This is a genomic window from Streptomyces sp. NPDC088746, assembly GCF_044751065.1.
In the GTDB taxonomy this organism is placed as follows: Bacteria; Actinomycetota; Actinomycetes; order Streptomycetales; family Streptomycetaceae; genus Streptomyces.
The window spans coordinates 1,165,383-1,189,217 of sequence record NZ_JBIVLA010000002.1; the positions used below are offsets into that span (position 1 = coordinate 1,165,383).

The 23,835-nt window shown below is 72.0% G+C and carries 20 protein-coding genes; 5 read left to right on the plus strand and 15 right to left on the minus strand.

All coding sequences use genetic code 11. The features are described 5' to 3' along the window. Window position 1: 1 nt before the first annotated feature. The 3 genes from pyk to pta all read right to left on the minus strand — a co-directional run bounded on the left by pyk (window position 2) and on the right by pta (window position 4,822). Entirely contained in the window at window positions 2–1,429 is a 1,428-nt protein-coding gene (gene pyk / locus ACIP63_RS12885) for a pyruvate kinase (protein ID WP_401514356.1), read from the minus strand. A gap of 74 nt (window positions 1,430–1,503) precedes the next feature. Further along, window positions 1,504–2,709 carry an acetate kinase gene (locus tag ACIP63_RS12890; protein WP_401514359.1) on the minus strand — a complete coding sequence of 402 codons (1,206 nt, stop codon included), beginning with the start codon at window positions 2,707–2,709 and terminating at the stop codon, window positions 1,504–1,506. A 40-nt stretch (window positions 2,710–2,749) separates the two neighbouring features. After that, window positions 2,750–4,822, minus strand: coding sequence for a phosphate acetyltransferase (gene pta / locus ACIP63_RS12895; RefSeq protein WP_401514361.1), 2,073 nt, complete (start codon window positions 4,820–4,822; stop codon window positions 2,750–2,752). A 239-nt stretch (window positions 4,823–5,061) separates the two neighbouring features. Between pta and ACIP63_RS12900 the strand changes: the two genes are divergently transcribed. Beyond that, window positions 5,062–6,087 carry an ATP-dependent 6-phosphofructokinase gene (locus ACIP63_RS12900; protein ID WP_104789209.1) on the plus strand — a complete coding sequence of 342 codons (1,026 nt, stop codon included), beginning with the start codon at window positions 5,062–5,064 and terminating at the stop codon, window positions 6,085–6,087. Between the two features lie 63 nt (window positions 6,088–6,150). Here ACIP63_RS12900 and ACIP63_RS12905 read toward each other — a convergent pair whose 3' ends face one another. The 3 genes from ACIP63_RS12905 to ACIP63_RS12915 all read right to left on the minus strand — a co-directional run bounded on the left by ACIP63_RS12905 (window position 6,151) and on the right by ACIP63_RS12915 (window position 9,266). Further along, window positions 6,151–6,774, minus strand: coding sequence for a helix-turn-helix domain-containing protein (locus ACIP63_RS12905; RefSeq protein WP_401515112.1), 624 nt, complete (start codon window positions 6,772–6,774; stop codon window positions 6,151–6,153). A gap of 165 nt (window positions 6,775–6,939) precedes the next feature. Then, window positions 6,940–7,614: a response regulator gene (locus tag ACIP63_RS12910; protein ID WP_401514365.1), complete on the minus strand. Its 675-nt coding sequence runs from the start codon at window positions 7,612–7,614 to the stop codon at window positions 6,940–6,942. After that, window positions 7,611–9,266, minus strand: coding sequence for an ATP-binding protein (locus ACIP63_RS12915; RefSeq protein ID WP_401514368.1), 1,656 nt, complete (start codon window positions 9,264–9,266; stop codon window positions 7,611–7,613). The genes ACIP63_RS12910 and ACIP63_RS12915 overlap by 4 nt, the downstream gene beginning before the upstream one ends. A gap of 155 nt (window positions 9,267–9,421) precedes the next feature. Here ACIP63_RS12915 and ACIP63_RS12920 point away from each other — a divergent pair, with 155 nt between their 5' ends. From ACIP63_RS12920 to trxA, 4 genes are all read left to right on the plus strand, one after another. Beyond that, a complete protein-coding gene (locus tag ACIP63_RS12920) occupies window positions 9,422–10,786 on the plus strand; it encodes a cation:dicarboxylate symporter family transporter (RefSeq protein ID WP_401514370.1) in 1,365 nt (454 codons plus the stop codon). Window positions 10,787–10,953: 167 nt separating this feature from the next. Further along, window positions 10,954–12,198 carry a hypothetical protein gene (locus ACIP63_RS12925; RefSeq protein WP_401514373.1) on the plus strand — a complete coding sequence of 415 codons (1,245 nt, stop codon included), beginning with the start codon at window positions 10,954–10,956 and terminating at the stop codon, window positions 12,196–12,198. Between the two features lie 115 nt (window positions 12,199–12,313). Beyond that, window positions 12,314–12,730 carry a MerR family transcriptional regulator gene (locus ACIP63_RS12930; RefSeq protein WP_401514376.1) on the plus strand — a complete coding sequence of 139 codons (417 nt, stop codon included), beginning with the start codon at window positions 12,314–12,316 and terminating at the stop codon, window positions 12,728–12,730. Then, window positions 12,727–13,071, plus strand: a complete 345-nt coding sequence (gene trxA, locus ACIP63_RS12935; protein ID WP_401514379.1) for a thioredoxin — start codon at window positions 12,727–12,729, stop codon at window positions 13,069–13,071. The genes ACIP63_RS12930 and trxA overlap by 4 nt, the downstream gene beginning before the upstream one ends. A gap of 116 nt (window positions 13,072–13,187) precedes the next feature. Here the strand turns inward: trxA and ACIP63_RS12940 are convergent, their stop codons facing one another. The 9 genes from ACIP63_RS12940 to ACIP63_RS12980 all read right to left on the minus strand — a co-directional run bounded on the left by ACIP63_RS12940 (window position 13,188) and on the right by ACIP63_RS12980 (window position 23,711). Continuing rightward, window positions 13,188–13,961, minus strand: a complete 774-nt coding sequence (locus ACIP63_RS12940; RefSeq protein ID WP_401514382.1) for an SDR family NAD(P)-dependent oxidoreductase — start codon at window positions 13,959–13,961, stop codon at window positions 13,188–13,190. 173 nt (window positions 13,962–14,134) lie between these two features. After that, entirely contained in the window at window positions 14,135–15,154 is a 1,020-nt protein-coding gene (locus ACIP63_RS12945; RefSeq protein ID WP_401514384.1) for an ABC transporter ATP-binding protein, read from the minus strand. Beyond that, a complete protein-coding gene (locus ACIP63_RS12950) occupies window positions 15,151–16,308 on the minus strand; it encodes an ABC transporter ATP-binding protein (protein WP_401514387.1) in 1,158 nt (385 codons plus the stop codon). The genes ACIP63_RS12945 and ACIP63_RS12950 overlap by 4 nt, the downstream gene beginning before the upstream one ends. Further along, a complete protein-coding gene (locus ACIP63_RS12955) occupies window positions 16,308–17,195 on the minus strand; it encodes an ABC transporter permease (protein WP_401514389.1) in 888 nt (295 codons plus the stop codon). Before ACIP63_RS12955 ends, ACIP63_RS12950 begins: the two co-directional genes overlap by 1 nt. Then, window positions 17,192–18,313 (minus strand): ABC transporter permease, encoded by a 1,122-nt coding sequence (locus tag ACIP63_RS12960; RefSeq protein ID WP_401514391.1) that lies wholly within the window; start codon window positions 18,311–18,313, stop codon window positions 17,192–17,194. The genes ACIP63_RS12955 and ACIP63_RS12960 overlap by 4 nt, the downstream gene beginning before the upstream one ends. 4 nt (window positions 18,314–18,317) lie before the next feature. Next, complete coding sequence (locus ACIP63_RS12965; RefSeq protein WP_401514394.1) at window positions 18,318–19,946, minus strand: ABC transporter substrate-binding protein; 1,629 nt, start codon at window positions 19,944–19,946, stop codon at window positions 18,318–18,320. A 158-nt stretch (window positions 19,947–20,104) separates the two neighbouring features. After that, window positions 20,105–21,115 carry a membrane dipeptidase gene (locus tag ACIP63_RS12970; protein WP_401514397.1) on the minus strand — a complete coding sequence of 337 codons (1,011 nt, stop codon included), beginning with the start codon at window positions 21,113–21,115 and terminating at the stop codon, window positions 20,105–20,107. Further along, entirely contained in the window at window positions 21,112–21,966 is an 855-nt protein-coding gene (locus tag ACIP63_RS12975) for a hypothetical protein (RefSeq protein ID WP_401514400.1), read from the minus strand. The genes ACIP63_RS12970 and ACIP63_RS12975 overlap by 4 nt, the downstream gene beginning before the upstream one ends. Beyond that, window positions 21,963–23,711, minus strand: a complete 1,749-nt coding sequence (locus tag ACIP63_RS12980; protein WP_401514402.1) for a hypothetical protein — start codon at window positions 23,709–23,711, stop codon at window positions 21,963–21,965. The genes ACIP63_RS12975 and ACIP63_RS12980 overlap by 4 nt, the downstream gene beginning before the upstream one ends. Between the last annotated feature and the right edge of the window lie 124 nt (window positions 23,712–23,835).

Genomic DNA, 23,835 nt, shown 5'->3' on the forward strand with positions numbered 1-23,835 from the left:
GTCAGGCGTGCTCGCCGCCCAGGTGGTGCACCCGGACCATGTTGGTGGTGCCGGGGACGCCGGGAGGCGAGCCGGCCGTGATGACCATCGTGTCGCCGTCGCTGTAGCGGTTCAGCTTCAGCAGCTCCGCGTCCACCAGGTCGACCATGGCGTCCGTGTTGTCCACGTGCGGCACGACGTAGGACTCGACGCCCCAGCTCAGCGCGAGCTGGTTGCGGGTGGCCTCCTCCGTGGTGAAGGCCAGGATCGGCTGCGCGGCGCGGTAACGGGAGAGACGGCGGGCCGTGTCACCGGACTTGGTGAAGGCCACCAGCGCCTTGCCGTCCAGGAAGTCCGCGATCTCGGCGGCCGCGCGGGCCACCGAACCGCCCTGGGTGCGCGGCTTCTTGCCCGGCACCAGCGGCTGGAGGCCCTTGGACAGGAGCTCCTCCTCGGCGGCGACGACGATCTTCGCCATCGTCTTGACCGTCTCGATCGGGTACGCGCCGACGGAGGACTCCGCCGACAGCATGACCGCGTCCGCGCCGTCCAGGATCGCGTTGGCGACGTCGGAGGCCTCCGCGCGGGTCGGGCGCGAGTTGGTGATCATCGACTCCATCATCTGGGTCGCCACGATCACCGGCTTCGCGTTGCGGCGGCACAGCTCGATGAGGCGCTTCTGCACCATCGGGACCTTCTCGAGCGGATACTCGACGGCGAGGTCACCGCGGGCGACCATCACACCGTCGAAGGCGGCGACGACGCCCTCCATGTGCTCGACGGCCTGCGGCTTCTCGACCTTGGCGATGACGGGGACCCGGCGGCCCTCCTCGTCCATCACCTTGTGCACGTCCTTGACGTCCTCGGCGTCCCGCACGAAGGACAGCGCGACCAGGTCGCAGCCCATCCGCAGGGCGAACCGCAGGTCCTCGACGTCCTTCTCGGACAGCGCGGGGACGTTGACCGCCGCACCGGGGAGGTTGATCCCCTTGTGGTCGGAGATGACACCGCCCTCGATGACGATGGTGGTGACCCGGGGGCCGTCGACCGAGACGACCTTCAGCTCGACGTTGCCGTCGTTGATCAGGATCGGGTCACCCTTGGCGACGTCGCCCGGCAGCCCCTTGTAGGTGGTGCCGCAGATGGACTTGTCGCCGGCGACGTCCTCCGAGGTGATGACGAACTCGTCCCCGCGGACCAGCTCGACGGGACCCTCGGCGAACTTCCCGAGGCGGATCTTGGGGCCCTGGAGGTCGGCGAGCACGCCGACCGCGCGGCCGGACTCGGCGGCGGCCTTGCGGACGCGGTCGTAACGGCCTTGGTGCTCCTCGTGGGATCCGTGACTGAAGTTGAAACGGGCCACGCTCATGCCGGCCTCGATCAGAGCGACGAGCTGCTCATGGGAGTCGACGGCGGGACCGAGGGTGCAGACGATTTTGGAACGGCGCATGAGGCGGATCCTATCGGTTTGTTTCACTGCGGAATATTCCGTCTGGTGGAAGATACAAAGGGGCGCGGCCCCGCTCAGTTGTGGACCAGGTCGAAGGTCTGGCCGGCGATCTCCAGCTCCTCGTCCGTGGGGACGACGGCGACCGCCACCCGGGCGCCCTCGGGCGAGATCAGCCGCGGTTCGCCGGACCGTACGGCGTTGCGGCCGGTGTCCACGGCCAGGCCGAAACCCTCCAGTCCCGCGAGCGCAGCCTCCCGCACCGGGGCCGAGTTCTCCCCGACCCCCGCCGTGAACACCACGGCGTCCACCCGGCCGAGGACCGCCGAATAGGCGCCGATGTACTTCTTCAGCCGGTGGATGTAGACGTCGAACGCGAGCGTGGCACGCTCGTCGCCCTCGTCCACCCGGCGCCGGATCTCCCGCATGTCGTTGTCGCCGCACAGGCCGACCAGGCCGCTCCTCTTGTTCAGCAGGACGTCGATCTCGTCCGCCGACATCCCCGCCACCCGCTTCAGGTGGAAGGTGACGGCCGGATCGATGTCCCCGGAACGCGTACCCATGACCAGCCCCTCCAAGGGGGTCAGTCCCATCGACGTCTCCACGCACCGGCCGCCCGCCACCGCGGAGGCCGAGGCGCCGTTCCCCAGGTGGAGCACGATCACGTTCACGTCGGCCACCGGGCGGCCCAGCAGCTCGGCCGTCCTGCGCGAGACGTACGCGTGCGAGGTGCCGTGGAAGCCGTAGCGGCGGATCCGGTGCGCGTCGGCGGTCTCGACGTCGATCGCGTACCGCGCCGCGTACTCCGGGATCGTCGTGTGGAACGCCGTGTCGAAGACCGCGACCTGCGGCAGGTCCGGGCGCAGCGCCTGCGCCGTACGGATCCCGGTGATGTTCGCCGGGTTGTGCAGCGGGGCGACGGGGACGAGCCGCTCGATCTCCTTCAGTACCTCGTCGGTGATCACGGTCGGTTCGCTGAACTTCAGCCCGCCGTGCACCACCCGGTGGCCGATCGCCGCCAGTTCGGGGGAGTCCAGCCCGAGCCCGTCGGCGGCCAGCTCGTCGGCCGCGGCCTCCAGCGCCTCGGAGTGGTCGGCGATCCTGCCGGTGCGCTCGCGGGGCTCCCCGCCCTTCAGCGGTGTGTGCACCAGCCGGGAGGAGGACTCGCCGATCCGCTCGACGAGGCCGGTGGCCAGCCTTGAGCGGTCGCGCATGTCCAGCAGCTGGTACTTCACCGACGAGGAGCCGGAATTCAGCACGAGTACGCGGTGCGCGTCAGTCATGGAGCGGAAACCTTCACTGGTCGGGTCGGTGGTCATCGCGTCATTCCTCGCCCTGGGCCTGGATCGCGGTGATGGCCACCGTGTTGACGATGTCCTGGACCAGCGCGCCGCGGGAGAGGTCGTTGACCGGCTTGCGCAGCCCCTGGAGGACCGGGCCGACCGCGACCGCGCCCGCCGAACGCTGGACCGCCTTGTAGGTGTTGTTGCCCGTGTTGAGGTCCGGGAAGATCAGCACCGTCGCGCGGCCCGCCACCTCCGACGCCGGCAGCTTGGTCGCGGCGACGGTCGGCTCGACCGCCGCGTCGTACTGGATCGGGCCCTCGATCCTCAGGTCGGGACGTGAGGCGCGTACCCGCTCCGTGGCCTCCCGCACCTTGTCGACGTCGGCGCCCGTGCCCGAGGTGCCCGTCGAGTACGAGAGCATCGCGATCCTGGGGTCCACACCGAAGCGGGCGGCGGTGACCGCCGACTGCACCGCGATGTCCGCGAGCTGCTCCGCGTCCGGATCCGGGTTGACCGCGCAGTCGCCGTAGACCAGGACCTTGTCGGCGAGGCACATGAAGAACACCGAGGAGACGATCGAGGCCTCGGGCTTCGTCTTGATGATCTCGAAGGCGGGGCGGATCGTCGCCGCCGTGGAGTGCACCGAGCCGGAGACCATGCCGTCGGCCAGGCCCTCCTGGACCATCAGCGTGCCGAAGTAGTTGACGTCCGAGACGACGTCGTACGCCAGCTCCACCGTCACCCCGCGGTGCGCGCGCAGCGCGGCGTACCGCTCGGCGAAGCTCTGGCGCAGCTCGGAGGTCCCCGGGTCGACGAGCTGCGTCTCCGCGAGGTCGATACCCAGGTCGGCGGCCTTCTTGCGGATGACGTCGGTGTTCCCGAGGAGGGTCAGGTCGCAGACGTCGCGGCGCAGCAGCACGTCCGCGGCGCGCAGGACGCGCTCCTCGGTGCCCTCGGGCAGGACGACCCGGCGCCGGTCCGAACGCGCCTGCTCCAGCAGCTCGTGCTCGAACATCATCGGGGTGACCCGGCCGCTGCGGGCCACCGAGATCCGCTCCAGCAGCGCGCCGGTGTCCACGTGGCGCTCGAAGAGGCCGAGGGCGGTCTCCGCCTTGCGGGGCGTCGCCGCGTTCAACTTTCCTTCCAGGGCGAAGAGTTCACCCGCGGTGGGGAAGGACCCGCCGGCCACCGCGATGACCGGGGTGCCCGGTGCGAGGCGGGCCGCCAGCCGGAGTATCTCCTCGCCGGGGCGCTCGTTCAGGGTCAGCAGCAGGCCCGCGATGGGCGGTGTGCCGGCGCTGTGCGCGGCCAGCGAGCCGATGACCAGGTCCGCGCGGTCGCCGGGGGTGACGACCATGCAGCCGGGGGTCAGGGCCTTGAGGAGGTTCGGCAGCATGGCGCCGCCGAACACGAAGTCCAGCGCGTCCCGGGCCAGGCCCGAGTCGTCGCCGAGCAGAACCGTTCCGCCGAGGGCGGTGGTGATCTGGGCGACGGTGGGCGCGGAGAGCGCCGGGTCGTCGGGCAGCACGGAACAGGGGACCGGGAGCTGCGCCTTCAGCCGCTCGGCGATGTCCGTACGGTCCTCGGACGCCACCCTGTTCACGATCATCGCCAGGACGTCGCAGCCGAGGCCGGCGTACGCCCGGTAGGCGTTGCGCGTCTCGGCCCGGACGGACTCGGCGTCCTGGTCCTTGCCGCCGACCACCGCGATCACCGAGGCGCCGAACTCGTTGGCGAGCCTCGCGTTCAGGGCCAGCTCGTCGGGGAGCTGGGTGGCGGCGAAGTCGCTGCCCAGGACCAGCACCACCTCGTAGTCGCGGGCCACCCGGTGGAAGCGCTCGACGAGCAGCGAGACGAGTTCGTCCGTCCCCTTCTCGGCCTGGACCGCCGAGGCCTCCTGGTAGTCGAGACCGAAAACCGTCTCCGCGCTCTGCGAGAGCCGGTAGCGGGCCCGCAGCAGCTCGAACAGCCGGTCGGGCCGGTCGTGGACGAGCGGCCGGAAGACACCGACCCGGTCGACCTGACGCGTCAGTAGCTCCATGACTCCCAGATCGACGACCTGACGGCCGTCTCCCCGGTCGATCCCGGTCACGTACACACTGCGCGCCACGCGTGGTCTCCCGTCCTGTTTGGCTGGCATTGTCCCTTTGACGATACCTACCGGGGCAGGTGAGCCGCCCGCCGGGCAGGGCGCCCGGAGCGGGCGCCACCGGGCCCGTACCGTCCTCGCGACGCGGTCGGAAGCGCGGGGGCCCGGCTCGGCGTGGGACAATCGTCGTGGCTCACGGTACGGGGGTTTCACGACGGTCCCCGGAATGCATGGCACTAGCGAGCAGGAGACAGAGCAGGATGCGCATCGGAATTCTCACCGCAGGCGGCGACTGCCCAGGCCTGAACGCTGTGATCCGGTCGGTCGTGCACCGCGCCGTGGTGGGCCACGGCGACGAGGTCATCGGCTTCGAGGACGGCTTCAAGGGGCTGCTCGACGGCCACTTCCGGCCCCTCGACCTGAACGCGGTCAGCGGCATCCTGGCCCGCGGCGGCACGATCCTCGGCTCGGCCCGGCTGGAGCGCGACCGGCTGCGCGAGGCCGCCGAGAACTGCGCGGAACTCTCCCTCCGTTACGGCATCGACGCCCTCATCCCGATCGGCGGCGAGGGCACGCTCACCGCCGCCCGCATGCTGTCCGACGCCGGGATGCCCGTCGTCGGCGTCCCGAAGACCATCGACAACGACATCTCCGCCACCGACCGGACCTTCGGCTTCGACACCGCCGTAGGCGTCGCGACCGAGGCCATAGACCGGCTCAAGACCACCGCCGAGTCGCACCAGCGGGTCATGGTCGTCGAGGTCATGGGCCGCCACGCGGGCTGGATCGCGCTGGAGTCCGGCATGGCCGGCGGTGCCCACGGCATCTGCCTGCCGGAGCGGCCCTTCCAGGTCGACGACCTGGTCAAGATGGTCGAGGAACGCTTCGCACGCGGTAAGAAGTTCGCCGTCATCTGCGTCGCCGAGGGAGCGCACCCGGCCGAGGGCTCCATGACGTACGCCAAGGGCGAGATCGACCAGTTCGGTCACGAGCGCTTCCAGGGCATCGGCAACCGCCTCGCCGCCGAGCTCGAACGGCGGCTCGGCAAGGAGGCCAGGCCGGTCATTCTCGGTCATGTGCAGCGCGGCGGCACGCCGACCGCGTACGACCGGGTGCTCGCGACCCGCTTCGGGTGGAACGCCGTGGAGGCCGTGCACCGCGGCGACTTCGGCCGCATGACGGCCCTGCGCGGGACCGAGATCGTGATGGCCCCGCTCGCGGACGCCGTGACCCGGCTGAAGACCGTCCCCAGCGACCGGATGTACGAGGCCGAGTCGGTCTTCTGACGCTTCGCCCGCCCCCGGCCGGACCTGTTCGGACGGGGCGGGGCTTCTCGCGCGTACGACGGCTCAGATGCCGGCCGTCCGCCAGAACTCCTCGACCACCCGGTCCAGGAACTCCCGCCCCTCCTCGCCCGCCGTCCCGGCCCGGTCCCGGCCCGTGGTGTTCCAGCTCAGCGTCGACACCATCAGCGACTGGTAGTCGGTGTGCAACTGCTCCAGCACGTCCTGGACCAGGATCCGGTCCAGCGGTACGAGCTTGTCCACCGGGCGTACGTACGCCTGCCAGCGCGTCGTGACCGCCCTGGTCAGCAGGTCCGCCAGCTCCTCGTTCCGGCCGGTCGCCGTCAGGAACTGCGCCGCCGACATGTCCAGTACGTCGCAGAGCGCCAGGGCCTGGCGCTCGTTGCCGCGCCAGCGGCCCGACTCCTCGATCCGCTGGTACGCGGCGGCCGTCATCCCGAGCGTCCGCGCCAGGTCGTCCACGGCGACGTCCCGGGCCAGCCGGTGCTCGCGCAAGGTGCTCGCGGCGGCCAGCAGTTCGCCCGGCGCGCACCACAGCACACCGGCCAGCGCCATCAGTTCGCGTTCGCCCGGCAGCGCCGTGCCGCGTTCCCAGGCCATCACGGTCTCGGCGGTGATCCGAAGTCCGTACTGGGCGCCGAGCCCGTACGCAACATGTCCGGGAGCCATTCCCAGCGCCTCGCGCAGGCGGCGCGCGGCGGGGGCGTTGAAGGGCGGGGTGGGGTGCACGGCCCCACCGTAGAAGGCCGGGAACAGCCTGGCTACAGGCTGTTCCTATCAGTTCACCCTTCGTATGATCCTCCTAGGGGAGCCCCGGAGGGGCGGGCCCGACCATCAGCGGGTTTCAGCCACCCAGTGGTAGTGCAGCTCGGGCCGGCCGACCTGACCGTAGCTCGGCCGCCGCACGGCGCGCCCCGCCGTCACCAGATGCTCCAGATAGCGGCGGGCGGTGATCCGGGAGATTCCCAGCTCCTCCCCGGCGGCCGCCGCGGTCACCCCCTCTGGCGCCTCCCGCAGGGCCCGGGTCACCGCCTCCAGCGTCGGCCAGCTCAGCCCTTTGGGCAGCGTGGCCGGGTCCGAGACCCGCAGCGCGCCCAGTGCCCGGTCCACCTCTTCCTGGCCGCTCGCCTCGCCGGCCGCCGCACGGAACTCGGCGTACCGGACGAGCCGGTCCCGCAGCGTCGGATACGTGAACGGCTTCAGCACGTACTGCACGACACCGAGCGACACGCCCTCCCGCACCACCGCCAGATCGCGCGCGGACGTCACGGCGATGACATCCGCGCCGTGCCCCGCCGCCCGCAGTGAGCGCAGCAGCTGCAGACCGTGCCCGTCCGGCAGATAGAGATCGAGCAGCAGCAGGTCCACCTCCGTCCGGTCCAGCGCCCGTACGGCCTCCGCCCGGGAGTGGGCGACGGCGGCGACCTCGAAACCCGGCACCCGGCCCACGTACAGCTGATGGGCGTCCGCGGCCACCGGATCGTCCTCCACGACCAGCACCCGGATCACGGGGCCACCACCTCCGTCGTCGCCGTACGGCCGACGAGCGGCAGCCGCACCGTGAACTCCGCGCCGCCGCCCTCCGCCCGGTCCAGCGCCACCGTCCCGCCGTTGCGGTGGACCGCCTGCCGGACGAGCGCCAGGCCCAGGCCCCGGCCCGTGCCGTGGGTCGTCCAGCCGCGCCGGAACACCTCGTCCGCGTCGTCCGGGCCGATCCCGGCGCCGGTGTCCGCCACCCGCAGCAGCAGCTCGCCGGAGTCCGTCCGCGCGGTCACGGTGACCAGGGCCCGTGTCGCGGTGCGCTGCGCGGGGACGGGGGCGCCTGCGCCCGTCGCCGCCTCCGACGCGGCGTCCACCGCGTTGTCGATCAGATTGCCGAGGATCGTCACCAGATCCCGCGGGGCCAGTGAGCGCGGCAGGGCCCCGTCGTCGATCAGGCTGTCCTCGGCGAGCACCAGCTCCACGCCGCGCTCGTTGGCCTGCGCCGCCTTGCCGAGCAGCAGGGCGGCGAGCACCGGCTCGGCGACCGCGCCCACGACCCGGTCGGTGAGGACCTGCGCCAGCTCCAGCTCCGCCGTCGCGAAGTCCACCGCCTCCTCGACCCGGCCCAGCTCGATCAGCGACACCACGGTGTGCAGCCGGTTCGCCGCCTCGTGCGCCTGCGAGCGCAGCGCCTGGGTGAAGCCGCGCTCCGAGTCGAGCTCGCCCGACAGCGCCTGAAGCTCCGTGTGGTCCCGCAGCGTCACGACCGTCCCGCGCCGCTCGCCGCCGACCACCGGGCTGGTGTTGACGACGATCACCCGCTCCGCCGTCAGGTGGACCTCGTCCACCCGTGGCTCGGACGCCAGCAGCGCCCCGGTCAGCGGCGTCGGCAGCGCCAGCTCGTCGACCTTGCGCCCGACCGACCCGGGGGCCAGCCCCAGCAGCTCACGCCCCGCGTCGTTGATCAGGGCGACCCGCCGCTGGCCGTCCAGCATGAGCAGCCCCTCGCGCACCGCGTGCAGCGTGGCCTCGTGGTACGTGTGCATCCGGCTCAGCTCCCGGGCGTTCATCCCGTGCGTGTGCCGCCGCAGCCGGGCGTTGATCACGTACGTCCCGAGCGCGCCGAGTGCCAGGGCGGCGCCCGCAGCCGTCCCCAGGGCCCCGAGCTGCTCACGTACCTGCGTCGAGACCCGCTCGACGGTGACGCCCGCGCTGACCAGGCCGACGATCCTGTCGCCGTCCCGGACGGGCGTGACGACCCGTATCGAGGGCCCCAGCGTGCCGGTGTACGTCTCCTCGAACGTCTCGCCGAGCAGGGCGCGCTCGGTGTGCCCGATGAAGCTCCTGCCGATCTGGCCGGGGTCGGGGTGGGTCCAGCGGACCCCCTCCGGATTCATGATCGTGACGAACGCGATCCCGGTGTCCTCACGGACCCGCTCCGCGTAGGGCTGGAGTACGGCGGACGGGTCGGGGGTACGGATCGCCTCCCGCACCGACGGCGATTCGGCCATGGCGAGGGCGGCCGCCCGCACCTGGCGGGCCGCGGTCTCCTCCGCCTGGGAGCGGCCCGAGGCGTACGCGAAGAACGCGCACCCGGCCACGACCGCGGCCACGAGCAGGGCCTGCATCGCGAACAGCTGGCCGGCCAGGCTGCGGGGGAGGGTACGGGGCAGGCGCATGCCCCACAGTCTGCCTGGCAGGGGCCGCGGGCCCAAGGTGGCCGATAAGCGTCTGTGAACGATATGAACGCAAGGGTGACGGCCGTCACAGGGAAGTGAATAGTCACCGGGGCCCCCAGGGACGGGGGAGCCGCCGCACACCCGAGGAGACCCCCGTGGCAGAGAAAGCCGCACGACGGGACCGCACCCACTATCTCTACCTGGCAGTGATCGCCGCCGTGGTGCTGGGCATCACGGTGGGCCTCGTGGCTCCCGACTTCGCCGTGGAGCTCAAGCCGATCGGCACAGGCTTCGTCAACCTCATCAAGATGATGATCTCGCCGATCATCTTCTGCACGATCGTGCTGGGGGTCGGCTCCGTACGGAAGGCCGCCAAGGTCGGTGCCGTCGGCGGTCTGGCCCTCGGGTACTTCCTGGTGATGTCGACCGTCGCCCTGGCCATCGGCCTGGTCGTCGGCAACCTCCTGGAGCCCGGCTCCAGCCTCCACCTCACCGAGGCGGCCCGCGCCGCGGGTGAGGCGCAGGCGGGTGAGAGCGAGTCCACAGTGGACTTCCTGCTCGGCATCATCCCCACGACCATGGTGTCGGCCTTCACCGAGGGCGAGGTCCTGCAGACCCTGCTCATCGCCCTGCTCGCGGGCTTCGCGCTCCAGGCCATGGGCTCGGCCGGCGAACCCGTCCTGCGGGGCATCGGCCACATCCAGCGCCTCGTCTTCCGCATCCTCGCCATGATCATGTGGGCGGCGCCGGTCGGCGCGTTCGGTGCGATGGCGGCGGTGGTCGGTGAGACCGGCGTCGACGCCCTGAAGTCCCTCGCGATCATCATGGTCGGCTTCTACGTCACCTGCGCGCTCTTCGTCTTCCTGATCCTGGGCGCGATCCTGCGCCTGGTCGCCGGGGTCAACATCTTCTCCCTGCTGAAGTACCTGGGCCGTGAGTTCCTGCTGATCCTCTCCACCTCCTCGTCCGAGTCGGCCCTGCCGCGGCTGATCGCGAAGATGGAGCACATGGGCGTCAGCAAGCCCGTCGTCGGCATCACCGTGCCGACCGGCTACTCCTTCAACCTCGACGGCACCGCGATCTACCTCACGATGGCCTCGCTCTTCATCGCCAACGCGACGGGCGACCCGCTGAGCATCGGTGAGCAGATCTCGCTGCTGGTCTTCATGGTGATCGCCTCGAAGGGCGCGGCGGGCGTCACCGGAGCCGGCCTGGCCACCCTCGCGGGCGGCCTCCAGTCGCACCGTCCCGAACTGGTCGACGGTGTCGGACTGATCGTCGGAATCGACCGCTTCATGAGCGAGGCCCGCGCCCTGACCAACTTCGCGGGCAACGCGGTGGCCACGGTGCTGGTCGGCACCTGGACCAAGGAGATCGACCGGGCCCGGGTGGACGAGGTCCTCTCCGGCGCCCTCCCGTTCGACGAGCAGACGATGACGGACGACGCCCATGGCGGCGAGCCGCACGTCCCGGACGCCAGGGACGGCGACGGGGAGCAGCCCTCGCTGGTGAAGGCGTAGGGAACGGCCTGAGCGGCCGGTACGGGGCCCCCGTACCGGCCGCTCACGCATGTCCCGTCCCATGGTGTGCGGACAGTGTGATCATTCCGTGCTGGCGCCATGGGACGGGTCCGCGCAGTATCACTCCCCTGAACAGGCGCAGAAGGTGTCCTGACCAGGCACAAGGGGTGGGGACGCTGAAGACCGTACGACACCGGAGAGCCGCGGCCGCGCTGCTGTTGCCGGTTCTCATCGGCACAGCCGGCTGCGGCGCGGGCGAGAAGGCCCCGGCGGGGGATGCGGTCTACGGGCAGCCGCTCGCCGAGCAGTTCCAGGCGGCGACGGACGCCACCCGCGAGGCCGGCACCGCAGCGTTCGTGTCGACGCTGACGTACGGCGCGGCGGGCGGCGACGCCGTGCAGCGCGCGCGGGGGAGCCAGGACTACGAGCGGGGTACGGCACGCGCGGACCTCGGCCTCGACGCACCTCGCACGTTTCCGGAGGGCACGCTGGAGCTCCTCAGGGGAGCGGCTCCGGAGGGCAAGCAGGTGCTGGCCACGGCCGACGACGACGTCTACGTCCGCAGCGGAAGCTCCGCCTGGCTGAGATACACCCCCGAGGCCGTCAGTAAGTTCGGCGAGGCCGCGGGTGAGGTCGCCGGGCACGCGGCCGGGGACGCGGCGCCGTACAGCGGGACCCTCGCGGACCTCGTCCCGCGTGCGATCCCCCGGGAGGCCCCCGAGCGCCGCGCGGACGGCAGCCGGGTCTACCGGGTGGACCTGCTGCCCGAGGTCGCGGCGGAACTCCTGCCGCGTCACCTGCGGGGCCCCGGTGACGCCTGGGGGACGGAGTCCGTCGGGCTGACGGTGAAGCTGGACGCCGACGGCAGACTGGCCTCGGCCGCCGCCGACCTCGCGCCCGTGCTGGCCGCGCTGCACGACCAGGGGACGCTGGTCGAGGTGAAGCGGCTGCGGGCGGCGTACGAACTCACCGCCTTCGGTGAGCCGGTGAAGAGGCCGTTCGACGACGATGAGCCGGTCGAGGACGCCGCCGAGGTGCTGGCGCCCGTCGCCACGCTGAAGGCCGGCCGGTGCGCGGCCACCGGCGGCACGGGACTGGGCACCGAGGAGATCGTCCGGCCTGTGGGCTGCGCGGACCGGCACGACCTCCGGGTGCTGGGCCAGGTGAAGGTGGACCGGGCGTTCGACGGCAATCGGGATGTCGGGAGCGGCGACCGCTACGGAAGAGAGGAATGCGGGCGCGCCGATGCCGCCGCGCCGAAGGACTGGCGGCGCGGCGGCCGTTACGCCGACGGGTTCAGCATGCAGGGGGAGTCCGAGGTGAGCGTGTCGGTCTCCATGGACGGGGAACCCGGCAGCGGGACGGAGACGACGGTGACGGGCTCCTACACCTGCTACCTCACGACGTCCTGACGCGGACGCCTGCCGTGCGGCCCCCGGCCTGACCGACTGCCTCCCCGTCCGCCCTCCTTTCTTCCTTCTCGCCTTGCCTTGCCTTGACGCCGACGTCAAGGATTACCGTCGCGGTATGCGAATCGGGGAACTGGCCGAACGCGCCGGGACGACGACACGGACGCTGCGGTACTACGAGTCACGGGGCCTGCTGCACGCACGCCGTGCGGAGAACGGCTATCGCACGTACGACGAGAGCGACCTGCGGCTGATCCAGCAGATCCGGACCCTTCAGGACTTCGGGTTCGACCTGGAGGAGACCCGCCCCTTCGTCGACTGCCTGCGCGCAGGCCACCCGGCGGGCGACGCCTGCCCGGCCTCGCTGGCCGTCTACCGGCGCAAGCTCGGCGAGCTGGACGCGCTCATCGGCCAGCTCCAATCGGTCCGTACGGAGGTCGGCGCACAGCTGGCCCGCGCCGAACTGGAGGCGTCCGCCGGGGTGCCGGGCGGCCCCGAACCACGATGTGAACTGAACTGGGAGGACACGAGATGATCCATGCCGAAGGTGTCGCCGAGGTGACCGACGCGACGTTCGACGCGGAGGTCCTGGGAGCCGGCCTGCCGGTCCTGGTCGAATTCACCGCCGACTGGTGCGGCCCCTGCCGACAGCTCGCCCCGGTGCTCAGCGCGATCGCCCGGGAGGAGGCCGACCGCGTCAAGGTGGTCCAGATCGACGTGGACCATAACCCGGGGATCACCAGCCGCTACGCGGTCCTGTCGATGCCGACGCTGATGGTCTTCCAGGACGGCGAACCGGTGAAGTCGATGGTGGGCGCCCGCCCGAAGCGCCGCCTGCTCCAGGACCTGGAGGACGTACTCCCGGCGCCGGTGTGACCGGGGCCGGTCGGGGCCGGTCATTGGGAAGTTACGGACACCTCGCTGGGCTGTATATCCCGATTTGGCTGTCCGTGACTTCCCACCGACCGGGGGGGGCGAGGCGGGGGTGGGGGTTAGGTGGCTGTCCAGCCGCCGTCTATGGCAAGGGCGGAGCCTGTGGCGAAGGAGGCTCGGTCGCTGCACAGCCACAGGGCCGCCTGGGCGATCTCCACGGGGTCCGCCATGCGTTTCTGCATCTGGCGGGCGACGAAGGCCGTCCCCAAGTGCGGGTAGGCCTGCACGGCTTGGTCGATCATGTCCGTCCGGGTGGTACCGACGACAAGCGTGTTGATACGGATGCCGTGTTCCGCGTACTCGGCCGCAGCGGCCCTGGTCATGCCGAGCACCGCGTGCTTCGCGGCGACGTAGGGCACGGGGGCTCCGGTGGACCCCATGGCCGCGGTGCTGGACGTGTTGACGATCGCGCCCTTCCCCGCTTCGAGCATCACGGGGATCTGGGAACGCAGGCAGTTCCAGGTGCCGTTGACATTGACGGCCATCGAGCGGTCGAAGACCGCCTGGTCGAGTTCGTGCATCGGGGACAGGTCGTCGCCGGCGAAGCCTGCGTTGTTGAACGCCGCGTCCAGGGCGCCGAAGTGCTCCTGGGCCGCGTCCACGGCACGCTGTACGTCCTGGGCCACGGAGACATCGCCCGTGCTTGTCGCCGCACGGCCGCCGGAGTCGTTTATCTCCAGGGCCAGCTGCTTCAGTACGTCCTCGCGACGGGCCATCAGGAGGACCGCCGCTCCCTCGGCGGCGAACAGTCGGGCGGCCGCTTCTCCGATATCGCTCGACGCACCCGTGATCATGACGGTCTTACCGGCCAGCATTCCACTCATGTCACTCATCGGGCCGAGTAAACCTTCTCGGGCTCCTGAAGGACACCCGGCGTACCGCATGGTGGGGCGCGGTGGTCACCTACGGACCGTACGCCGCTCCGAAAGCCGAGGTCGAGGGAGACCCGGGTGTCCGTGGTCTCCCTCCGACCGGCTGTCCGCGGTCTCCCTTCGACCCGGCCGGATCAGGCCGGCGCCGGTTCCCGCGCCTGCGCGACCCAGCAGGCCACCTCGGATTCCGGCCCGGCCCCCGGCGCCTTCAGCAGGACCGGCTCCTCCGTCCGGCAGCGGTCGACGGCGAGCGGGCAGCGGGGGTGGAAGCGGCAGCCGGGCGGGGGGCTGCCCGGGTCCGGGACCTCGCCCGTCAGCGCCCGGGGGCGGGCGCCCGTGCCGTCCGGTACCGGTACGGCGGCCAACAGCGCCTGGGTGTACGGGTGCTGCGGCGCGTTGAATATCTGCTCGACGGTGCCCGTCTCCACGACGCGGCCCAGGTACATGACGACCACCCGGTCGGCGAGCGCGCCGACCACCGCCAGGTCGTGCGAGATGAACGCGAGGGCGATGCCCTCCTCGCGCGACAGGTCCCGCAACAGATTCGCCACTGCCGCCTGCGCCGATGCGTCGAGGGCCGACACCGGCTCGTCCGCGACGATCATCTTCGGGCGGGAGGCGAGCGCCCGGGCGATCGCCGCCCGCTGCCGCTGCCCGCCGGAGAACTCGTGCGGATACTTCTCCGCCGCTCCGTCCGGAAGGCCGACCCGGCGCAGCGCCTCGACGGCCTCGCGCGCGGTCTCCGGATCGCGGCGCCCGCGCCTGGCACCCAGCGCGCGCTCGCGGGCGACCACGACCTCCTGGATCTGCGCGCCGACGGTGCGCCGCGGGTTGAGCGAGGCGTTGGGGTCCTGGAACACCATCTGCAGCGGCAGCAGCCCCGAGGCGCGGCGGCGCCGTCCCATGGCGCCGACCGGTGTGCCGTCGAAGGTGACCGAGCCGGCGTGCGCGGGGGCGAGCCCGGTGACGGCGCGGGCCAGGGTGGACTTGCCGCAGCCGGACTCGCCGACGATGCCGACGATCTCACCGGGGGCGACCTCCAGACCGACCCCGGCCAGGGCACGCATCGGAGGCTGCCCCTTGCGGGGGTACTCGACGACCACGTCCTCGACGCGGAGCAGTGGAGCGGCCGGGTGGCCGGCGTTCACGGTCATGCCTTCCTCCTGGCGGGGGCATCGGCCGCGGAGACGGGGCCGGGGGTCGACGGGATGTCGGCGGGGCGGACGGCACCGGGCTCGGCCAGCACGCAGGAGACCGTACGGGCCGGGCCGATGCTCACCGGTACGGGGCGCGTACGGTCGCAGCCGTCGACCGCCGACGAGCAGCGCGGGTGGAACGGGCAGCCGGGCACGGGTGCGTCGGCGGCCGGGGCCGAACCGGGGATGGGGCGCAGCGGCACGGCGTGCCCGACGGCGGAGCGTTCGCCGAGCGACGCGTGCGGCAGCGCCTGCAACAGGCCACGCGTGTACGGGTGCTGAGGGGAGCCGATGACCTCGCCGACGGTGCCGGTCTCGATGACCCTGCCGGAGTAGAAGACGGCGATGCGGTCAGCGATGGAGGACAGGACGCCGAGGTCGTGGGTGACCATGACGACGGCCATGCCCGTCTCGCGCCGCAGCTCGTCGAGGAGTTCGACGATCCCGGCCTGGACGGTGACGTCGAGGGCGGTGGTCGGCTCGTCGGCGATGAGCAGGCGCGGGCCGCAGGCCAGGGCGGAAGCGATGGCGATGCGCTGGCGCATGCCCCCCGAGAACTGGTGCGGATAGCGGGCGGCGGCCGAGGCCCCGCCGGGGATGCGCACCAGGTCGAGCAGCTCGACGGCGCGGGCCGCCGCCTGCTTGCGGCTGACGCCCTGGTGACGGCGGACATGATCGGTGATCTGCCGCCCCACGGTGAGCATCGGGTGCAGGGCGGAGGACGGGTCCTGGAAGACGACCGCGATGTCCCGGCCGCGTACCTGCCCCCACTCCTTGTCCGGGAGCCCGACCAGCTCGCGCCCGTCGAAGCGGACCGAGCCGGTCACCCTGGCGCGTTCGGGGCCGAGGCCGACCAGGGTCATGCCCGTCACCGTCTTGCCGCTCCCGGACTCCCCGGCGATGCCGAGGACCTCCCCGCTGCGGACGGCGAGACCGACGCCGTCGACGAGCCGGATGTCCCGTCCGGCACGCGGCAGGGTGACCGTCAGGTCCCGTACGCGCAGGAGAGGCTCGACGGCCGTGACGGAACCAGCCGTACCGGTACGGGCCGTGCCCGTACCCGCCCGGGAGTCCAGCGGGGTGCGCGCGCCGAGGGTGTTGTCCCCACTCATCATCGTTCTCCAGCGGTCGAGAGCTTGGGGTCGAGCCGGTCGCGCAGGGCGTCGCCGAGGACGTTGAAGGCGACCACGACCGTGACGATGGCCAGGCCGGGAACGACCGCGAGCCACCACTGGTTGAAGTACTGCGACGCCTCGGAGATCATCGATCCCCATTCGGCGGACGGCGGCCTGGCACCGAGCCCCAGGAAGGACAGCCCGGCGAGCAGCAGGATCGCGCCGCCGACGTCCAGCATGGCGAGGACGAGGAGCGAGCCGGCGACGCCGGGCACCAGGTCCACGAGGATCGAGCGGACCGAGCCGACCCCGGCGAGCCGGTTGGCGTGGACGAAGTCCGACTCGCGCAGCGAGAGCACGGTGGAGCGCACGGTGCGTGCGTACCCGGGCCACCAGACGAGAGCGCCCGCGAGGACGGAGTTGGGCAGGGACGGGCCGAGCGAGGCGGCCACGGCCATCGCCAGGATGATCACCGGGAAGGCGAAGACGACGTCGGTGATCCGCATCAGGACCTCGTCGACCCAGCCGCCGAAGAAGCCCGCGACAAGGCCGACGACCGTGCCGATCACGGCGGTCGCGGTGATGAGCAGCAGCCCGACCGGGACGGAGAGCCGGGCGCCGTACAGGACGCGGGAGAGCACGTCCCGCCCGGCGGGGTCGGTCCCGAGCCAGTGCGCGGACGACGCGCCCTCCAGGGGCACCGCGCTCTGGTCGAGGGGGTCGTACGGCGCGAGCACGGGGGCGAGGAGGATGACGATCAGCCACAGGAGCAGCACGCCGACGGCGACGCCCTGTGCGGGGTTGCGGCGTGCCCAGCGCCAGGCGCCGGCCACCCGTCCCGTGCGGAGGCCCGGTGCGGTGACCGGGGTGAGGGTGGCGGTCATGACAGGCGGATCCTCGGGTCGAAGGCGGCGTACAGCAGGTCGGCGACCAGGTTGACCACGACGAAGACCAGGGCGATGAGGATGGATACGCCCATCACGGCGGGCAGGTCGAGGTTGGTCGAGCTGCGGAAGGCGTACTGGCCGATGCCGTTCCAGGAGAACTGCTGCTCGATGTAGACGGTCGCGGCGAGCAGCAGGCTGAAGGAGAGGGTGGTGGCGGTGATCAGCTGGCCGGACGCCGAGCGCACCGCGTAGCCCCACAGGACACCGCGTGCGCGAAGTCCCTTGGCGCGTCCCGCCTTCACGAAGTCGGAGGAGAGTGCTTCGAGTACGGCGCTGCGGGTGAAGCGCAGCACCATACCGATGACGGACAGGGCGAGGACCGATGCCGGCAGGACGAGATGGGCGGCCGCCGAGGCGAAGGCGTCCAGGTCGCCGGCCAGGAGCGCGTCGGCCGTGTAGAAGCCGGTGATCTGGTCCGGTGGATCGAGGGCCGGGGCGAGCCGTCCGGAACCGGGCAGGATGCCGAGGTTCTTGACGAACAGCACGGCGGCGACCATGCCGATCCAGAAGGTCGGCAGGGAGACCCCGGTGAGTGACAGGGTGCGGGCGATCCGGTCGAGCCGGCCGCCGCGCCCCTTCGCGGCGAGTACGCCGAACAGCACACCGATGACGAGGGCCATCACCGTGGCGACGACGACCAGTTCGAGGGTGGCGGGCAGCTTCTCGGCGAGGTCGTCGAGGACCGGGCGCTGGGTCTGCTGCGAGGTGCCCAGATCGCCGGTGAGCAGGTTGCCGAGGTACGAGGCGTACTGCACCGGCAGCGACCGGTCGAGGCCCTGCTCGGCGCGGTAGCGGGCGACGATCTCGGGGTCGTCGAGGGCGCGCTGGCCGAGGTTGGCGGTGGCCGGGTCGGCCGGGACGACGGAGCTGAGCAGGAACGTCACCAGGGTGACGCCGAAGATGATCAGCACCGAGGAGGCGACGCGGCGCAGTGCGTACGCCAGCAGGGGCGGCATCCTGCGGGGGCGACGGCGCGCCTCCTCCGCGGGGGCCCGGGAGCCGGGGGCCGGTCCGGCGAGGGCCGTGCCGGGGGCGGTGTCGGCGGTGTCGGTCACTGGGTCATCCCTCCGAGCGGCCGAGCGCGGCCAGATCGAGGTAGTAGAGCGGGTTGCGGACCAGGCCGGTGACCTCGGGCGAGGCGACGGTGACGAAGTTCGGCTCCAGCAGCGGGACGAAGGGACCGTCCTCGTTCATCGCCCGGTTCCACGCCGTGTAGGCGGTGAGCCGGTCCTGCTCGTCGACCGAGCCGTACGCCTTCTTCGTGAGGGCGGCGAGTCCGGGAGCGGCCTTCGCCGGCCAGTGCACCCGCTTGGAGAGGAAGTCGCCGGGTGCGAAGCCGAGCACGTTCTGCGGGTCGAGGTAGTCCGGCGGGTAGGACCACAGGGCGAGCTGCGTCCTGCCGTCCACGTACCGCTGCAGGGAGGTCGACGTCGGCGAGGGCCGGAGCGTGACGGTGATCCCGATCTTCCCCAGGTCGCTCTGTATCCGCTGGGCCATCACGCCGTAATCGAGGCCGGCCAGCCGGTGGTAGTCACTGGCGTAGTCGAGGGTCAGCTCGATCTTCTTCAGGCCCTGTTCCTTCTTCGCCTTCTCGACGAGGGCGCGGGCCGCCCCGGGATCGTGGGCGGCGGCGTCCGCCTGGCCGAGACCCCCGGTGAAGACGGTCGGCAGGATGCCGGTGGCCTGGGTGGAACCGGGCCCGGCGACCTCGACGAGGCCCTTGTAGTCGATGCCGAGCCGGATGGCCTTCCGCACGTCGTCGGAGGCCGTGGGGAGGCCCTTCGCACGGCTGACCGCGAGGTAGAGCACCTCCGCCGCCCGGCTGTTGTCGACGGTGAGGTCGGCGCCGTGCAGGCCCTTGGTCTGCAGCGCCGAGATGTCGAGGGCGATCTGCGAGTCACCGGACTGCACCCCGAGCAGCTGCTGCTGCGCGGACGGAACGTTCCGGATGATCACCCTGGGGTAGGCCGGTGCGTCACCGGCGTACTCCGGGTTGGCCTCCAGGACGATCTGCGAGGAGTTGCTGTAACTCTTCAGCCGGTACGGCCCGGAGCCCGCCGACGCCGTGTTCAGCCAGGTCTCGGCCTTGTCCTCGGTGACCGCGTTCTTCGCGTCGGTGCCGCCGTGCGCGCGCACCGCGTCGGCGTTGAGCACCCCGAATTGCGGGGTGGCGAGCATGGCGGGCACGTCGGCGCGGGGCGACTCGGTGGTGACGACGACGGTCCCCGCGCCCTTCGCCTCGACGGAGATCCCGGCCATCAAATAGGCCGGGCTGGCGTCGACGTGGCGCAGCCGGTCGAAGGAGAAGACGACGTCGCTCGCCTCGACGGGGGTGCCGTCGGAGAACCGGGCGTCCTCACGGAGGCCGAACGTCCAGGACTGCCCGTCCGCCGAGTTGGACCAGGCGGTGGCCAGACCGGGCACGGGCGTACGCAGGTCCTCGCCCCGGTAGGTGGTCAGCGTCTCGTACAGCGCGTGGTCGACGAGGTAGTCGGTGGGCTGGTAGACGCGGGCCGGGTCGATGGACTTGGCGTTGAACGCCGTGTCGACGACGAGGGTGTGGCGCGCGGCTTCGACGGACACACCCGCGGTCGCACAGGAGGTGAGCGAGGCGGTCAGGGCGGCGGCCAGCGCGAGGGCGGCGAGAGCGCGCCGCCGTGGCCGGGGCGCGGGAGGACGGTGGGGCATCGGGGTCTCCACTCGGAGAGACGGGCAGGGAGGAGGCGGGGGAGTCACTCCTGGGTGGCGTCCCGGGGCGTGGGGCTCGCTCCGGGGGCGTACGGCGGCTGACGGGTGCGTCGGTGGCGGCCGGGCGGCGGTTGTCGGTCCGCCGCCGGGCCGGGCGGTCAGGCCGAGGCGGTCACGGGTACGGCCGGCGGGCCACCCCGCAGGTCCACGTCGATGGTCTGCCGGTACAGGCGCAGCCAGTTGCCGCCGCACAGCTTCTCGACCTCGGCGGGCGAGAAGCCGGCCTTGGCGAGCCCGGCGGGGATGTTGCCGAACTGGGCCGACGTCTCGAACCACTCCGGGTCCGGCACGACCGGCGACTGGCCCGGCTTGCCCGCCCCGTACTCGGGGCCGCGCGTCCAGTGGCCCTTGCGCATCTCCACCATGTGCTCCTCGGTGAGGAAGCGACCGAGGTCGGAGCCGACACCGACGTGATCGACGCCGATCCGCTCCACGGTGCGGGCGACCAGCTCGCACCAGCTGTCGACGGTCTCGCTCCACTCGCCGGCGATGTTCGGATACATCGTCAGGCCGAGCACCCCGCCCCGCTCCGCGAGCGCGTCGATGACCTCGGGCCGCTTGTTGCGGGCGTGGTCGAAGAACTCGCGCGGGTTGGCGTGGTTGACCGCGACCGGGACGGCCGAGGCGTGGATCGCGTCATACGAGGTCCGGTCACCGACGTGCGAGCAGTCGACGAGGACGCCGCAGCGGTTCATCTCCTCGACGGCGTTGCGGCCGAAGCGGGTCAGGCCGGCGTCGGTGGTCTCGTAACAGCTCGCGCCCAGGGTGTTCTGGATGTTGTAGGTGAGCTGCATGACCCGCAGGCCCATGCGCGCGAACAGCTCGATGTAGTCGAGCCGGTCCTCGATCGGGGAGGCGTTCTGGGTCCCCATGAGGACGGCGGTGCGGCCCTCGGCGGCTGCCGCCTCGATGTCGGCCGTGGAGTACGCGATCCGTATGAGATCGGCGTTGTCGCGCTCCATCCCGTACCAGTCGGCGAGGGCCTGCATGGTCTCCGCCGCGTTCTCCCAGAACGCGATGGTGTTGGTCACGCAGTCCACGCGCCCGGCGCGCAGCTCCTCGAAGACCGTCCGGTTGAAGACGCCGCACTCGAGTCCGTCGATGTTCACCGCTGCTCCTCGTTGTCCGTGGCCGTGCCGCCGACGAAGTCCACGTCGTCGGTGAGGTCGGGTTCGATCACGCCGTTCTCGTCGACGGCGGTCGCGCCGGCGTGCTTGAGAGAGGTCACCGACTCCGGGGACAGCGCGTGTGCCGAGTCCTCGAAGAGCGACCACCACAGGGCGGCGGGGGTCTCCACCCCGGTGTGGACCGCGCGTGCCGCGGGCAGCGAGCCCACGAGCGGAAGGAGCCGCAACAGTTCGCTGTCGTCGGGCAGTTCGGGTGCGCGGCGCTCCATGACGAGGAGTACGCCGTCGCCTGCCAGGGCCTCGGGCAGCGGAGGCAGCCCGGCGCCCGGCGCGGCGTCCGAAGAGGTGGGCGTCACCGTGAGCACCACGCCCCGGTCGGTGCCCTGGTGCTCCAGTACGGCGGCGAGCCCGGCGCGCTCGACGCGCCCGGCCCACAGGGTGACCCGCTCGCCGGGCTCGGCCTGGAGCAGGTCGAGCAGCGCGGGGGCGACGACGAGGGCGCTCTGCCCGAGGCAGTCGACCACGAGCGCGCCCGGGGCCTCGGCGGCGATCTCCACCCGGCCCGAGCCGGCGCGGTCGGCGGCGCTCAGCCCTTCGGAGAGGAACCGGAGCGCGGGAAGCCCGGCGGCCTGGGCGTGCAGCACGAGGTCGCGTACGGCGGGTACGGCGCCGAGCGCGAGGCCCTGGGCCTGGAGCAGACGCTCGGTGATGAGCCGCAGTTCGCGCAGTGACAGCCGGAGGGTCTCGGCGTCGGAGGCGTTCTGCCAGGTGCGCCCGAGGCGGTCGGCGGCGCCGTCGCTCCCGGTGCCGCTGGTGAGGGTGGCGGAGGTCATCGGGCGGCTCCGTTCGAGGGGGCGGGTACGAGGGCGACGGTGTTTCCGGGGCGCGGCACGGCGGGCCAGAACCACGGGCCGGTGCCGGCACCCTCCAGGTCGGCGGCGGTGGGAGCGCCCTGGAAGATCACGCCGCGCAGGTCACGGCCGAGGTAGTCCTTGGTGCGTTCCAGGCCGTAGAGGGCGGCGTTCGCCAGGCGGATGATCCGCGCGGGCACGAAGGAGGCGTCACGGATGTTGGTGTGCGGTACGGCATAGGGGTGCCCGGCGAGGGACTGGAGGCGCTCGACGGCACCCCGCAGATCCGGCCGGCGTGCGAGGAGGCGTCCGACGGGCAGGGCCGGGTCCTCGGCGGCGAGTACGCCGTCGAGGTGCTGGACCATGCCGGGGATGTCCACGGTGAGATCGACGGTGCCCTCGGGCAGTTCGGCGGTGGCGCCGCACCGGGGCTCCTCGGCGGACCGGGACTTGTACCAGGTGTTGGCGACAGCGCCCGGCGCCGTCCGGTCGACGGCGAGAGCCCAGGCGTACCGGTCGGCGAGCAGCGCGCGCAGCTCACCGGCGGCCGTCGAGCCGTCCCGGCGGAACGTCTCGTTGACCGTGAGCCCTGCCGCGAGCCGGTCCGACTCCGCCGGATCCAGCTCGGTGAGCACGGAGTTGACCACCTCGGCAGCCTCGTCGCAGACCCCCTCGACACCGTCCACCAGCTCGGCAACCGTCGGCACCCGGCCCTCGGCCTCGGCCTCGGCGGCGCGTCCGGGGATCGCGGCGAGCACGCGTCGCAGGTCGGCGACGATCCGCTCGGCGGGGGTGAAGCAGGTGTACTCGTTGACGTCTTCGCTCTGGTAGACGGCGGCCCGCTCGAGCAGGGCGACCAGGGAGTCCGCCACACCGGAACCGGGAGCCGCCGCGAGGCCCCGGGCGTGGGCGAGGGCCTGTTCCCGCAGCGAGATCCAGCGGTCCACCAGCACCGGGTGGTTGCCGACCCACAGGACCAGGCCGAGCGCGGAGCTGTTGCCGACGCCGAGGAAACGGCGCACCTGCGGATCGAGGGCCACGGCCGTCTCCGAACGGCGGGCGGCCAGCGCCTCGACCAGGTCCGCGCTCAGCTCACGCATCATGTACGCGGACAGCAACTGGGCGTGGTACGGCACCGCGAGCGGGTGGTCGTCGCCGTACGCGAGGAACGTACGGGTGCCGAAGGTGCCGTTGCCGTCGAGGCCGATGTTGCGCATCAGATAGCCGACGCGGGCGAGCGCGACGGTGTCGGGCTGCCGGCCCGCGGCCAGCGCCTCCACGACGTGCTCGAAGACGCGCAGCGAGCGGTTGGCGCGGCACCAGGTGAGCGTGTGCGCGGTGGCGCGGCCGTGGTAGAGACGCGGCATCTCGTTGCGGGTGTGCTCGACGTCCTCGGCCGTCGCGGGACCGTCGAGGAGGGCGCCCATCATGTCCCAGCCGAGGTCGAAGATGCGCAGGGTGCGCTCCTGCGACGACGGCGGAAAGGCGAAGGCCACGAAGTCCATCACCCGGTCCGCGGCGTGGATGCGGTAGACGGCCTCGCCGCTGCCGTCCGCCTCGACGGTCAGTGAGCGGCGCTCGACGCGCCAGTCCTCGCGGAGCATCCGGTTGACCAGGGAGCGGGCCGACGAGAGGCGCCCGGCCTGCAGGGAGGAGAGGGCGGCCGAGGTCATGATCTCGGCGGCCGGCCGGCCGGAGGGCCCGGCCGGGCTGGGCTGTGGTGCCACGGATGGTTCCTTTCGTGCGGGTCGTGCGGTGCGGTGCGGTGCCGGGGATCCGGCTTCCTCGGGGCGGCGGAGCGGCTCCGGGCAGGGCGGAGGACGGGCCGGAGCCAGGCATGCGGATGTACGG

Excerpts from the sequence above, each read along its gene's own strand:
- pyk (WP_401514356.1), bottom strand. The coding sequence starts at position 1,429 with ATGCGCCGTTCCAAAATCGTCTGCACCCTCGGTCCCGCCGTCGACTCC.
- ACIP63_RS12890 (WP_401514359.1), bottom strand. The coding sequence starts at position 2,709 with ATGACTGACGCGCACCGCGTACTCGTGCTGAATTCCGGCTCCTCGTCG.
- ACIP63_RS12900 (WP_104789209.1), top strand. The coding sequence starts at position 5,062 with ATGCGCATCGGAATTCTCACCGCAGGCGGCGACTGCCCAGGCCTGAAC.
- ACIP63_RS12905 (WP_401515112.1), bottom strand. The coding sequence starts at position 6,774 with ATGGCTCCCGGACATGTTGCGTACGGGCTCGGCGCCCAGTACGGACTT.
- ACIP63_RS12915 (WP_401514368.1), bottom strand. The coding sequence starts at position 9,266 with ATGCGCCTGCCCCGTACCCTCCCCCGCAGCCTGGCCGGCCAGCTGTTC.
- ACIP63_RS12930 (WP_401514376.1), top strand. The coding sequence starts at position 12,314 with ATGCGAATCGGGGAACTGGCCGAACGCGCCGGGACGACGACACGGACG.
- trxA (WP_401514379.1), top strand. The coding sequence starts at position 12,727 with ATGATCCATGCCGAAGGTGTCGCCGAGGTGACCGACGCGACGTTCGAC.
- ACIP63_RS12940 (WP_401514382.1), bottom strand. The coding sequence starts at position 13,961 with ATGAGTGACATGAGTGGAATGCTGGCCGGTAAGACCGTCATGATCACG.
- ACIP63_RS12945 (WP_401514384.1), bottom strand. The coding sequence starts at position 15,154 with ATGACCGTGAACGCCGGCCACCCGGCCGCTCCACTGCTCCGCGTCGAG.
- ACIP63_RS12950 (WP_401514387.1), bottom strand. The coding sequence starts at position 16,308 with ATGAGTGGGGACAACACCCTCGGCGCGCGCACCCCGCTGGACTCCCGG.
- ACIP63_RS12955 (WP_401514389.1), bottom strand. The coding sequence starts at position 17,195 with ATGACCGCCACCCTCACCCCGGTCACCGCACCGGGCCTCCGCACGGGA.
- ACIP63_RS12965 (WP_401514394.1), bottom strand. The coding sequence starts at position 19,946 with ATGCCCCACCGTCCTCCCGCGCCCCGGCCACGGCGGCGCGCTCTCGCC.
- ACIP63_RS12975 (WP_401514400.1), bottom strand. The coding sequence starts at position 21,966 with ATGACCTCCGCCACCCTCACCAGCGGCACCGGGAGCGACGGCGCCGCC.